This window comes from Streptomyces antarcticus (genome assembly GCF_026627255.1).
GTDB lineage: Bacteria > Actinomycetota > Actinomycetes > Streptomycetales > Streptomycetaceae > Streptomyces > Streptomyces antarcticus.
In genome coordinates this window covers 145,075-157,533 of the sequence record NZ_JAPNLM010000003.1, presented here as the reverse complement: position 1 = coordinate 157,533, position 12,459 = coordinate 145,075, and the positions used below count along the sequence as shown (strand labels likewise).

The window sequence follows — 12,459 nt, the reverse complement described above, 5'->3', positions numbered from 1 at the left end:
TCCCCGGGCGCCGGCCCACGGGGGCCGGTCCACGGGGGCCGGTCCACGGGGGCCGGTCCACGGGGGCCGGTCCACGGGGGCCGGTCCACGGGGGCCGGTCCACGGGGGCCGGTCCACGGGGGCCGGTCCACGGGGGCCGGTCCACGGGGGCCGGCCCGGGGAAGGCCGGCCCGGCGTCGTTCACCCGGCGCCGACGGTGACGACCGTCTTGCCGCGCACCTGGCCCGCCCGCAGGCGGCGTACGGCCTCGGGGACCTCGTCCAGCGGGTGGACCCGGTCGACGACCGGGGTGACCGAGCCCGCCTCGATGAACCCGGTGAGGGCCAGCAGGTCCTCGTGGCGCACGCCGGCCGCGAGCGCCCGGAGCCGGTGGCCGGTGAACGGCGACAGCAGGAGGGCCCGCAGCTGCCGGTCGTTCCCGCCGATCCAGCGGCCGCCGCCCTCGCCGCCGACGATGACGAGGGTGCCGCGGGGCGTGAGGGACCTGCGCAGGGCCGTGAGGGAGCGGTTGCCCGCGATGTCGAGGACGAGGTCGTGGCGACGGGTGCCGTCGGTGGGGTCCTGGCTCGTGTAGTCGAGGACCTCGTCGGCGCCGATCGAGCGGACCAGGTCGGCCTTGCCCGGGCTGCACACGCCGGTGACCCGCGCCCCGAGGGCCTTGGCCAGCTGGACGGCGAAGGTGCCGACCCCGCCCGACGCGCCGAGGACGAGGACGCTCTGGCCGGCCGACAGCCGGCCGACGTCGCGCAGGGCCTTGAGGGCGGTGCACGCGGAGACGGGGACGGCGGCCGCCTCCTCGAAGCCCAGGGTGGTCGGCTTGGGCGCGAGCTGGCCCTCCTTGGCGCGGGCGTACTCGGCGAACGCGCCGGCGCAGCCGCCGTAGACCTCGTCGCCCACCCGCAGCCGGGTCACGCCGGGCCCGACGGCCGCCACGCGTCCGGCGACGTCGATGCCCCGGACCTGGTTGTTGGGCCTGCGCAGTCCGAAGCCCGCGGCGCGGATCAGGTAGGGCATCCCCGCGGTGAGGTGCCAGACCCCGGGGTCGACGCCGGCGGCGTGGACCCGTACGAGGACCTCGCCCCGGCCGGGTACGGGCTGTTCCCGCTCCGCGGGGCGCAGGACGTCGGGCGGTCCGTAGACGTCGTGGACGATCGCCTTCATGGGGTGTCTCCTTCAGGGTCCGGGTACTGGAACACGCTGTCGAGCGGCGCCGCGAACACGCGGGCGATCTGGAAGGCCATCTCCAGGGAGGGCGAGTAGCGGCCCTGCTCGATGGCGATCACGGTCTGGCGGCTGACGCCGATCCGGCGGGCGAGTTCGGCCTGGGTCATCTCGCCGTGGGCGAAGCGCAGGGCGCGGATCGTGTTGGTGACCCTCGTCGACTTCACCACGGGTGGAATCCCAGCCGGTAGGAGACGAGTTTGGCCGCGGACGACAGGACGGAGGACAGGACGAACGCCAGGTAGATGGCGTTGGCGATCCAGAACTGGTCGGCGTCGGCCATGGCCAGCAGCAGGCCGGCCACGCCACCGATCACGACGAAGGAGTGGCCCACGTACTCGCCGAAGCGGTGGATCTCCCGGTCGCGCTGGTCCTTGATGTTCTCCTCCGCGGGCGAGAGGGCGGCGACCACGACGTGCAGGACGATCTGGGCGACGATCGCCGCGCCGACCGTCCACAGCAGCGCGGCGGCGTAGGGCGCTTCGGCGAGGGGTACGCCCGCCGGGCGGTCGAGTACGAGGACCAGGTAGACCCCGTAGGCGGCAATCGCGACCCCCAGCATGGTCCAGGCACGTTTCTCTTCGACTGCCACGTCCGCTCCCCTTGCATGTAAAGAATGCTTGACACTGTGGAGTGTCAAGCAGGAGCGACTTCGTGTCAAGTTTTCTGTACACCGACCGAAGGGAGGGGCACGGACGCAGCGAAGCCGTCCCGGTCCCCCACACAGCGCGGGACCGGGACGGCTTCGGCGGCGGCTCCCGCCCGGGTCTCAGTCCAGGCCGAGCAGCCGGCCCAGCACCTCGTGGAGAACGGCCTCCGGGTCCCCCACGGACTGCGCCACCCGCCAGGCCACGAAGCCGTCCGGGCGGACGAGGACCGCGCCGGACGGGGTCACGCCGTGGGCCTCGGCCCAGTCGGCCCCGCCCTCCGGGGTCAGGTCGGCGTCGGGCCCGGTGCCGAGCGCGTACGCCACCAGGGGCATGCCCGTCTGGGCGGCGACCCTGCGGGCCGCGTCGCGCCAGGGGGCGCCCTCGGAGGCGAGCAGTACGAAGGACCGCTCGTAGAGGTCGACGGTGGACTTGCAACCTTCGGGCCCGGTCAGCCACAGGTGCGGGGCCCGGGTTCCGGGTTCCCCCGACAGCTGGAGCCGGTCCGGGACCACCGGCAGCGCGGGGTCGGTGCCCAGCACGGCGCCCCGGGTGTAGCGGTAGCCCATGGCCACCTTCAGGACCCCGCCGGGCCGGCCGCCGCGCGTCTCGGGGGCGGGCTCGTACCCGGGATGGCTGTGCTCCGCCGAGCGGGCCGAGGCGCGCTCGCTCGTCGCCCGCGCCACCGGCAGCCGCTCGGCCTCGTACGAGTCGAGCAGCCGCGGTCCGGCCGTGCCGTTCAGCACCGCCGCGAGCTTCCAGGCGAGGTTGTGCGCGTCCTGGATGCCGGTGTTGGAGCCGAACGCCCCGGTCGGGGACATCTCGTGGGCGGAGTCGCCCGCGAGGAAGACCCGGCCCGACCCGTACCGGCGCGCGACCCGCTCGGCGGCGTGCCAGGGCGCCTTCCCGGTGATCTCGACGTCCAGGTCGGGAGCGCCGATCGCGCGCCGGATGTGCGCGACGCAGCGCTCGTCGGTGAAGTCCTCCGTGGTCTCGCCCCGGTCCGGGTGCAACGGTGCGTGGAAGACCCACCGCTCGGCGTTGTCGACGGGGAGCAGGGCACCGTCCGCGTCGGGTTTGGTGAGGTAGCAGACGATGAAGCGCCGGTCGCCGACCACCTCCGCGAGGCCGCGGGAGCGGAAGGTGATGCTCACGTTGTGGAAGAGGTCGCCGGAACCGCTCTGCCCGATGCGGAGCTGTTCCCGTACGGGGCTGCGCGGGCCGTCCGCGGCGACCAGGTAGTCCGCGCGCACCGTCAGGTGCTCTCCGGTGTCCCGGTTCTTCATGTGCGCGGTCACGCCGGTCGCGTCCGGGTCGAAGGACTGGAGCTCGGTGGCGTAGCGCAGGTCGGCGCCGAGCGTGGGGGTCACGGACATCAGGACCGGCTCGATGTCGTTCTGGCTGCACAGGCACCACGCCGAGGGGCTGAAGCGCGCGAGCGCTCCCCCGGGGTCGATCTCCTCGAACAGCCATTCCTGGTCGTCGCCGGTCAGGGAGCCGCCCTGCAGGATGCCGCGGTTGTCGGCCAGGACCGAAGCGGCGTCGCGGATCCGCGCCTCGACGCCCGCGACCCGGAACAGCTCCATCGTCCGTACGTTGATGCCGCGTCCGCGCGGGTGCAGCGAGGTGCCCCCGTGCTTCTCGACCAGCATGTGCCTGATGCCGTGGCGGCCCAGGAACAGCGAGGTGCACAGGCCCACCAGGGAGCCGCCCACGATGAGGACGGGCACGTGGTGGTCGACGTTTTCCTTCATGGGTTCCTTCATGCCCTGGGCGGGGGGTCTTCCCTCGCGCGTTCACCCGCTTGGTTCTCCCCTCTCGCGCCGATCGCACTACGGGACAACGATCGGTTCGGGTGGCGCGACCCGCGTTCCGGGGGGCTGACCGACCGCATCCGCGGGTGGACCACCCAGGCGGATGCCACCGAGGACCGACGACGCCTCAGGGAATGCGGCGACCACGTGGTCTCGAAGGAGTGAGAACGATGACAACTTTGTCGGAACGGATATCCCAGTCCGCCTTCGACGACTCCAGGCTGCGGGTCGTACTGCTGCTGGATCTCTACGACGGGGCCCAGAACCAGTTCCTGGAGGTGTACGAGCAGCTGCGCAGGCAGGTCTCGTCCGTCCCGGGACACATCAGCGACGAGCTGTGCCAGTCGATCGAGAACCCCTCCCAGTGGCTCATCACCAGTGAGTGGGAGAGCGCGCAGCCCTTCCTCGCCTGGGTGAGCAGCGAGGCGCACGTCGCGACGGTCCAGCCGCTCCACGGATGCGTACGGGACACCCGATCGCTGCGCTTCAGCGTGCTGCGGGAGACCGGCAGGTCCTCCGTACCGGTGCCGGGCGGCCCCTTCGCCGAAGCGGCGGCGGCCGCGGACCGCCGCGACGGGCGGCTCCAGACCGCCCCCCGGCGCGGCGACGGCGTGGTGCGCCACGCCCTGACCTTCACCGTGAAGCCGGGCAGTGAGGCCGTGGTCGCGAAGCTGCTGGCCGGGTACGCCTCCCCGCAGGCCCGGGTCGACGAGCACACCCGGCTGCGCCGCACCTCGCTGTTCATGCACGGCAACCGCGTCGTACGGGCGGTCGAGGTGGAGGGGGACCTCCTCGCGGCGCTGCGTCACGTGTCCTGCCAGCCCGAGGTCAGGGCGGTCGAGGAGGCCGTCAACCCGTACCTGGAGCTGGACCGGGACCTGACCGACCCGGCGTCCGCGCGGGAGTTCGTCACCCGCGCCGCGCTCCCCGCGGTGCACCACGTGGCGGCCGCCGGGCGGGAACCGGCGGACCTGCGGCGGCACGCGCTCTTCTACCCCGCGAAGGCCGGGTGCGGCGCGGCCCTCGCCCGGCTGCTGGCCGGCCAGGACGAGGGCGCCGTGGACGACCCCGCGAGCCCCATCGAGGCCAGCACGGTCTTCCAGCGCGACGATGTCGTCGTCCGGCTCCTCGACCTGAGCGGCCCCATCGACGCGCGGCCCGCCCACGCGCTCGGCGTCCAGGGCGGCCACAAGGCGGCCGTGCTCGCCCGGCTCCTCGACAGCGCCAAGGACGGCGTCCCCACCACCGACGAGGAGATCTCCCGATTCCTGGCGCGCTCCGAGATGCGCCTGATCACCGACCGGCGTCCGCCGGCGCAATTCTGAGGAGACCGCCATGACCGTTCAACTGACCATCGAAGAGCTGGCCGTGCTGATGAAGAAGGGCGCGGGCATCACCGTCGACCCCGTCGCCATGGCGAGCCGCCCCGACTCGGGCTTCGACGAGTGGGGCCTGGACTCCCTCGGGCTGCTGGGCATCGTCGGCGAGCTGGAGAACCGGCACAGCCGGCCCCTGCCGCCCGACGCGGACCGCTGCAAGTCGCCACGGGAGTTCATCGACCTGGTCAACAGCTCCCTGCCGGCCGGGAGCTGACGCGCCGCTCACCGCCCGGCACCACGTGCCCGCGCCCCGGGACCGGCGTCGCGCCGGTCCCGAGGCGTCGTGGTCGGGCCTCGTGGTCGGGCGTACGGGCGGTGGCGGTGCCCGGCCCTGATGCCCTACTCGGGCACGGTGCACTCGAAGGCGTGCAGGTACGCGTTGACCGGTCGGATCTCGCCGACCACCAGGCCGGCTTCCGTCATCCGGCTGACCAGGCTCTCCTTGGTGTGCTTGGCACCCCCGACGTTGAGCAGGAGCAGCAGGTCCATGGCGGTGGTGAACTTCATCGACGGGCTGTCGTCCACGAGGTTCTCGATGATGACGACCCTGGCGCCGGGCCGGGCCGCGCCGCGGACGTTGCGCAGGGTCCTGCGCGTGCTCTCGTCGTCCCACTCCAGGATGTTCTTGATGATGTAGAGGTCGGCGTCGACCGGGATCGCCTCGCGGCAGTCCCCGGGGACGATGCCGGCCCGGTCGGCGAGCGGTCCGCCGTCCCGCAGCCGGGGGTCTGCCTTCGCCACCACGCCCGGCAGGTCGAGCAGGACGCCCCGTACCCGCGGGTGCTTCTCCAGCAGGCTCGCCAGGACGTGCCCCTGGCCGCCGCCGATGTCCGCGACCACCGAGACGCCGGTGAGGTCGAGGAGCTCCGCGACGTCCAGCGCCGACTGCGTGCTGGAGGTGGTCATCGCCCGGTTGAAGACGTGGGCCGACTCGTGCGCGTCCTGGTGCAGGTACTCGAAGAACCCCTTGCCGTAGAGGTCCTGGAAGACGCTCCCGCCGGAGCGCACGGCGTCGTCGAGCCGCGGCCAGGCCTCCCAGGTCCAGGGCTCCGTGCACCACAGGGAGATGGAGCGCAGGCTGTGCGGGTCGTCCTCGCGCAGCAGCCTCGACATCTCCGTGTGGACGAAGGCGCCGTCCTCCGTCTCCGCGAAGATCCCGTAGCAGGTCAGGGCGCGGAGCAGGCGGTGCAGGGGCTGCGGCTCGGCGTCCACCGCCGCCGCGAGCCCGGCCGCGGTGGCGGGCTCGTCGCCCAGGGCGTCGGCCACTCCGAGGCGGGCCGCCGCACGGACGGCGGCGGCGCACGCGGTACCGAAGACGAGCTCGCGCAGCCGCATGGCCGGCTGGGGGGTGTGGGCGGGAACGGGAACGGTGGGGGTGGTGGCCGGGGTGGTGCTCAGCGTGGTCATACGGCCTCGATCCTCCGGGGGGGACGGGAAGCGACGGGAGACGGGGGGTCAGCACATGCCCGCGGGCGCGGAGACCTGGCAGCGGTTGCCGAGGAACGTGTTGCCGCTTCCGGTTCCCTGGTTGGCCAGGTCGGCGGGCTTGTTGCCCGTCACGACGTTGTCCTTGACGACGTTGTCGGTGTTCTGGGCGCCGACGAAGCTCTTGAACAGCAGGATTCCGCCGGAGATCGGCGCGGCGCCCACGTTGTCCCGGACGGAGTTGCCGCGGATGACCGTCTCCTCGGCTCCGGTGAGGACGATGCCGGCGCCCTGGATGTCCGGGAGGCGGCTGTTGCCGCGGCAGAACTTGTTGTTCGCGTGGATGCGGTTGCCGCGGATGGTCATGTCGCCGGCGCCGGGGTCGCCCTCGTCGCCGACGACGAACACGCCGCCGCAGTTGCCGGTCAGGATGTTGTCGTTGACCGAGAGGTTCCGGACGCGCCTGACCGTCACTCCGATGCGGTTGCCGGTCAGCGTGTTGTCGCGGACCACGGCGCCCCGGGTGTCGGTGGCGCCGCCCTCGCGGTCGATGGTGTTCGCGAGGAAGATGCCGGACTCCGCGTTGTCGCGGGCCGTGTTGGAGCGGAACACCCCTCGGGTGGAGCGCTCCTGCGCGATGCCCCAGGTGCCGTTCTTCTCGGCGACGACGCGCTCGACGCGCATCCGGTCGGTGCGGGAGGCCCAGATGCCGCTCTTCTTGAAGCCCGTCACGGTGAGGGAGCGGATGCTCACCCGGCCGACGGTCTTCTCGGCGGCTCCTATGACGCAGATTCCGTTGCCGGACGTCGCGCAGGCGTTGTCCGCGCGGACGGCGGCCGGGGCCGGCGGCGTGATCACCGTCGTGGGGCCCGCTCCCCGCAGGGTCAGGGGCTTGGTGATGTTCACGCTCTCGCGATAGGTGCCGGCCAGCACGAAGATGCTGTCTCCCGGCCGTGCGGCGTCCACCGCTTCCTGGATCGACTCGCCCGGATGCACCGTGTGGCCGGCGGCGGCCGCGGGCGGCGCGACCAGGCCGAGGCCCGCGGCAATGACGACGGAGATGCATGCGAGGCTGTTGAACTGTCGGTTCGTCACCTAGCCGAAGCTAGGGGCGATCACCGCCTCCCGCCACACCGGGTAAGCGGATGGATACATACCGCGCGCAAACGGCTTCATTTTGGCGCCCGGAGGAGTGGCCCGGCCCTCCTCCCCGCCGGGGCGGCCGGCGCCCACCCCGGGCTGTTGACCGCGCGCCGGGGAAGGGCCTGGTCACGGGGGGTTTCCCGGCGGGGGCGGCCGAGGGGCAACAGGAAACCCGTCGACCCCGGTGCCCTGCCGGGACAGGCTGAGGTGGTCAGCACGAGGCAAGACCCACGAGGGGAAATCATGCGCAAGATGATCCGCGGCGCCGCCGCCGTCGCCACCGCCGCCGCAGCCGTGATCGCGCTCAGCGGGACGGTCGAGGCGAAGCCCGCCGACGCGTGGGCGGGCTGCCCCGACGGGGCGGTCTGCATCTACCCCCAGAACCAGAACCCGGCCGTGAAGCCGACCCACGTGTTCTACAAGTACGGGGCGCACAACCTGAGCAACCAGTTCGGCCGCCACTGGGTGCTGAACAACCAGTACGGCGGTGCGACCGCGAACCTGTGCACCGGCTACAACGGCGCGGGCTGCGGCAGCCCCATCGCGGCCAAGACCGGTGTGTACGCCGACCTCGGCCCGATCAACTCGATCCGGCTCAACCCGTAGCACCCCGCCCCCGGGGAACAGGTTCCGGAGCCGCCCGGCCGCGGCTCCGGACGTTCCTGTTCTCGTCATACCGGACGCGAGGTCCGACTCCCCGTCACACCCCCGCTGTAGCCTGGGCCGTGCCATCTCACAGCCTGGGCGCGCTCTGCCATGGGGGATGTTTTGGGGCATCCGGATCCGGACCACCGGCGGAAAAGCCGACCCACTGAAGACACCGACCACACCGACCACCCTGACACCGCCGAGAACGCCGAGAACGCCGACCGCACCGAGCCCATCGGTCACCGGCGCGAGGCATCCGACGGCGACGCCGTGGCCTTCCCGGCCCGCCTGAGGAGCCTGCGCGGGGAGCGCGGCCTGTCGCTGGCCGATCTGGCCCGGCGGACGCACTACAGCAAGGGCTACCTCAGCAAGATCGAGACCGGCGCGAAGCCCGCGACCCCCGACGTCGCCCGGCGCTGCGACGAGGTGCTGCGGGCGGGCGGCGAACTGCTGCGGCTGGTCCGGGAGACGGGCCCGCCCGGGGCCGTGCCCGGCCCGCGGCCCGCGGGGGCCGCGCCCTCACCCGCCGGCGACTGCCCCTACCGGGGGCTGCCCGCCTTCACCGCGCGGGACGCGGGGTGGTTCTTCGGCCGGGAGCGGGCGACGGCCGAGCTGGTCGAGCGGGTCTTCGAGCGCGTCGGCAGCGGCCCGCTCCTCCTGGTCGCCCCCTCCGGAGCGGGCAAGTCCTCCCTGCTCAACGCGGGTCTGGTGCCGGCCTTCCGGCGCCCCGGCGGGTTCCCGATGCCGGGCGCCGACGCGTGGCCGGTGGTCCGGTTCACTCCGACCGCGCATCCGCTGGAAGAGCTGCTGGACCGTACCGCGAAGGTGCTGGGCGGCGATCCGGGGATCACCGTACGGGAGGTGCGGGAGCGGCCCGAGGTGCTGCTGGAGGCCGTCAGCCGGTGGTCTGACGACGCTCGTCCGGGTGATTCCGCTTCGCCGCCGGTGCGGCCCGTGCTGCTCGTCGACCAGTTCGAGGAGCTGTTCACCCTCTGCTCCGACGAGAACGAGCGCCGGGCCTTCGTACGGGTGCTCTCCTGCGTGTCGAGCGCCTCCCGGGCGGCGGCGGCCGGGCAGGATCCCGCCGTCGTGGTCCTCGGCGTACGGGCCGACTTCTCCGGGAGCTGCATGGAGCTCCCGGAGCTCGCCGCGGCCTTCACCGAGGGTCTGTTCGTCCTGCCCCCGATGTCCGTGGCGGAGCTGCGGGCGTCCGTCACGCGCCCGGCGGAGCTCGCGGGCGTCACGCTGGAGCCGGGCCTGGTCCCGCTGCTGCTGCGTGACGCCGGGCTGCGCGGCGACGCCTCCGACCGCACGCCCTCCGGCGCGCTGCCGCTGGTCTCCCACACGCTGCGGGCCACCTGGCAGGAGCGTACGGGCGACACGCTGACCGTCGCCGGGTACGAGAAGGCCGGCGGCATCCAGGGGGCGGTCGCGCGCACGGCCGAGACCGTGTTCGCGCGGCTGTACCCGGCCGAGCAGAAGACGATCCGCCGTGTGCTGGTACGGCTGGTGCACGTCGCCGACGGGGCGGTCGCGACGCGGCGCCGGGTCGCCCGGGCCGCGCTGCTGGGGCCGCCCGACGGCGCGGACCGGGCGGCGGCCGCGCTGGACCCCTTCGTCCGGGCCCGGCTGGTCACCATGGACCGGGACACCGTGGAGATCACCCACGAGGCGCTGCTGCACGCCTGGCCGCGGCTGCGCGGCTGGATCCACGCCGACCGGGCCGGCCTGCTGATCCACCAGCAGCTGGCCCACGCGGCCGCCGAATGGGAGCGCGAGGGGCGCGACCCGTCCGCCCTCTACCGCGGGACCAGGCTGGACACCGCCCGCTCCTGGGCGGACGAGCTGGACGGCCGGAGCCGGCTGGGCACCGCGGAGGAGGCGTTCCTGCGGGCCAGCCGGGCCGTGGAGGACGGCCGGCGGCGGCAGGCGCGGCGTCAGGTCCGGCTCCGCCAGCGGATGCTGGCCACGCTGCTGGTCCTGCTGGTCCTGGCGGTGGGCGCGGGCGGCCTGGCGTACCAGGAGCGCACGGCCGCGCTCGGCCAGGAACGCGTGGCCCGTTCGCGGGCGCTGGCCCTGCAGTCCGCCGCGCTCGCCGCCGGGCAGCCGGAGGGCTCGATGCTGCTGGCCGGCCAGGCGTACCGGACCGAGCCGACGGCCGAGGCGCGGGGGGCACTGCTGAGCACGCAGTCCCAGCCGTTCGTCACCCGGCTCGGCGGGCACGACGGGCCGGTCAACGCGGTGGCCTTCTCCCCCGACGACTCCGTGCTGGCGACGGCCGGTTCGGACGGCCGGGTGGCGCTGCGCCGGTTGTCCGACCACCGGACCACGGCGGCCTTCACCCTGCCCGGGCGGGTGCGCGCGGTCGCCTTCGGCCCCGGCGGCCGGACGCTCGCGGCCGCGTCCACGGACGGTCCGGCCCGGGTCTGGGACACCTCCGGACGGTCGGCGGTGACCCTGCTCCCGGCGGTCACGGCGGGCGCCCGCGCCTTGGCGTTCGCTCCCGACGGGCGGACCCTGGCCGTCGCGGCCTCCGACGGGACGGTCCTGCTGTGGGAGACCGGCGGGGAGCACCGGGTCGTGGGGACGCTGACCGGACACACCGGGCGGGTCAACGCGCTGGCGTACGCCCCGGACGGCCGGACGCTGGTGTCGGCCGGCGCCGACCGGACCGTACGGCTGTGGGACCCGTCCCCGGACCCCGGCCGGGAGCGGCCGGGCGCCCGCGAAACAGCCGTCCTGTACGGGCACTCCGACGAGGTGCTGGGGGCGGCGTTCGCACCGGACGGGCGGACGGTCGCCACCGGGGGCGTCGACCGGACCGTACGGCTGTGGGACGTGGCGGGCCGCCGGGCGACGGCGACGCTGAGCGGGCACAGCGACGACGTCAACGGGGTCGCCTACACGCCCGACGGGACGACGGTGGTCAGCGCGGGCGGCGACGGGACGACCCAGCTGTGGGACGCGCGCGGCGGCCGGCCGACGGCGACGTTCGCGGGGCACACCGACTACGTGCTCGGCGTGGCCGTGGACTCGGGCGGGACGCTGCTGGCCACGGCCGGGTTCGACCAGTCGGTGGTCCTGTGGGACCTGCGGGGGCCGGTGCTGACCGCGCGCCCGTTCACGGAGATCTGGCACGCCGCGTACAGCCGGGACGGAAAGCTGCTGGCCACCGCGCAGGCGGACCACACGGTACGGCTGTGGGACGTGGCGGGGCGGCGGGTCCTGGCCACCTTCACCGGGCACGGCGAGACCGTGTTCTCGGTGGCGTTCTCCCCCGACGGCAGGACCCTGGCCTCGGCCGGATCGGACGGCACGGTCCGGCTGTGGGACGTGGCCGCGCGCGCCCCGGCCGGGATCCTCACCAGCCTGGGCGGCACCGTGTTCTCGGTGGCGTTCTCCCCCGACGGCAGGACCCTGGCCTCGGCCGGATCGGACGGGACGATCCGGTTGTGGGACGTGGCCGCGCGCCGCCCGCTGGCCCTCCTGGCCGGGCACACGGACTTCGCCAACTGCGTGGTGTTCAGCCCCGACGGGCGCACGCTGGCGAGCGCCGGGGACGATCTGACGGTACGGCTGTGGGACGTGGCGGCGCGTGGTCCGCTGGACACGCTGACCGGTCATACGGGCGCGGTCCGCGCCGTGGCCTTCAGCCCGGACGGGCGGACCCTCGCGAGCAGCGGCAACGACGGCACCGTACGGCTGTGGGACGCCCGGAGCCACCGCTTCGACGCGGCGCTGTCCGGGCACACCGGCTCCGCGCGGGGCATCGCCTTCTCCCCCGACGGACGGACCCTGGCGAGCAGCGGCAACGACCGTACGGTGCGGCTCTGGGACGTGGCCGGGCGACGGGCGGTGGCGGCGCTGGCCGGGCACGGGAACGCGGTGTGGGGGGTCGTCTTCGCGCCCGACGGCCGGACCGTCGCGAGCAGCAGCACCGACGGCACCGTACGGCTGTGGGACCTGGACGTGCGGGCCCGGCTGGCCGAGCTGTGCCGACTGGCCGCGGGCGGCCCCGCGACCGAGCCGCGGGCACCGGCACCCGCGGTGGCCGTCCCCCGGGACCCCGGCTGCCCGCGGGGCTGAACACGGCCCCGGACGGGATCCGGTGAACGCCCTGCTCGGCGGGGGTTTCCCGGGGTGTTTCCCGTTGCCCGTCCGGACAGGGCCGCGCCCGCCCCT

General features: G+C 74.1%; 10 protein-coding genes. 4 read left to right on the top strand and 6 right to left on the bottom strand.

Annotation, left to right across the window (positions count from 1 at the left end; all coding sequences use genetic code 11):
- Positions 1–180: 180 nt before the first annotated feature.
- The 4 genes from OTB16_RS06735 to OTB16_RS06720 form a co-directional block, all read right to left on the bottom strand.
- Entirely contained in the window at positions 181–1,161 is a 981-nt protein-coding gene (locus OTB16_RS06735) for an NAD(P)-dependent alcohol dehydrogenase (protein ID WP_267718980.1), read from the bottom strand.
- Complete coding sequence (locus tag OTB16_RS06730; RefSeq protein ID WP_267718979.1) at positions 1,158–1,391, bottom strand: helix-turn-helix transcriptional regulator; 234 nt, start codon at positions 1,389–1,391, stop codon at positions 1,158–1,160. The genes OTB16_RS06735 and OTB16_RS06730 overlap by 4 nt, the downstream gene beginning before the upstream one ends.
- On the bottom strand, positions 1,385–1,813 hold the full coding sequence (locus tag OTB16_RS06725) for a hypothetical protein (protein ID WP_267718978.1): 429 nt from the start codon (positions 1,811–1,813) through the stop codon (positions 1,385–1,387). The genes OTB16_RS06730 and OTB16_RS06725 overlap by 7 nt, the downstream gene beginning before the upstream one ends.
- A 177-nt stretch (positions 1,814–1,990) precedes the next feature.
- Positions 1,991–3,622 (bottom strand): FAD-dependent oxidoreductase, encoded by a 1,632-nt coding sequence (locus OTB16_RS06720; RefSeq protein ID WP_267718977.1) that lies wholly within the window; start codon positions 3,620–3,622, stop codon positions 1,991–1,993.
- 230 nt (positions 3,623–3,852) lie between these two features.
- On the opposite strand from OTB16_RS06720, the gene OTB16_RS06715 reads away from it, so the two are divergent.
- Positions 3,853–5,007 (top strand): SchA/CurD-like domain-containing protein, encoded by a 1,155-nt coding sequence (locus OTB16_RS06715; RefSeq protein WP_267718976.1) that lies wholly within the window; start codon positions 3,853–3,855, stop codon positions 5,005–5,007.
- A 10-nt stretch (positions 5,008–5,017) separates the two neighbouring features.
- On the top strand, positions 5,018–5,275 hold the full coding sequence (locus OTB16_RS06710; RefSeq protein WP_267718975.1) for an acyl carrier protein: 258 nt from the start codon (positions 5,018–5,020) through the stop codon (positions 5,273–5,275).
- A gap of 125 nt (positions 5,276–5,400) precedes the next feature.
- Here OTB16_RS06710 and OTB16_RS06705 read toward each other — a convergent pair whose 3' ends face one another.
- Complete coding sequence (locus OTB16_RS06705; RefSeq protein ID WP_267718974.1) at positions 5,401–6,468, bottom strand: methyltransferase; 1,068 nt, start codon at positions 6,466–6,468, stop codon at positions 5,401–5,403.
- A gap of 48 nt (positions 6,469–6,516) precedes the next feature.
- On the bottom strand, positions 6,517–7,581 hold the full coding sequence (locus OTB16_RS06700; protein WP_267718973.1) for a right-handed parallel beta-helix repeat-containing protein: 1,065 nt from the start codon (positions 7,579–7,581) through the stop codon (positions 6,517–6,519).
- Positions 7,582–7,872: 291 nt separating this feature from the next.
- Here OTB16_RS06700 and OTB16_RS06695 point away from each other — a divergent pair, with 291 nt between their 5' ends.
- Both OTB16_RS06695 and OTB16_RS06690 read left to right on the top strand, forming a co-directional pair.
- Positions 7,873–8,235: a hypothetical protein gene (locus OTB16_RS06695; RefSeq protein ID WP_267718972.1), complete on the top strand. Its 363-nt coding sequence runs from the start codon at positions 7,873–7,875 to the stop codon at positions 8,233–8,235.
- A 150-nt stretch (positions 8,236–8,385) separates the two neighbouring features.
- Positions 8,386–12,363, top strand: a complete 3,978-nt coding sequence (locus tag OTB16_RS06690) for an nSTAND1 domain-containing NTPase (RefSeq protein WP_267718970.1) — start codon at positions 8,386–8,388, stop codon at positions 12,361–12,363.
- The last annotated feature ends 96 nt before the right edge of the window (positions 12,364–12,459 follow it).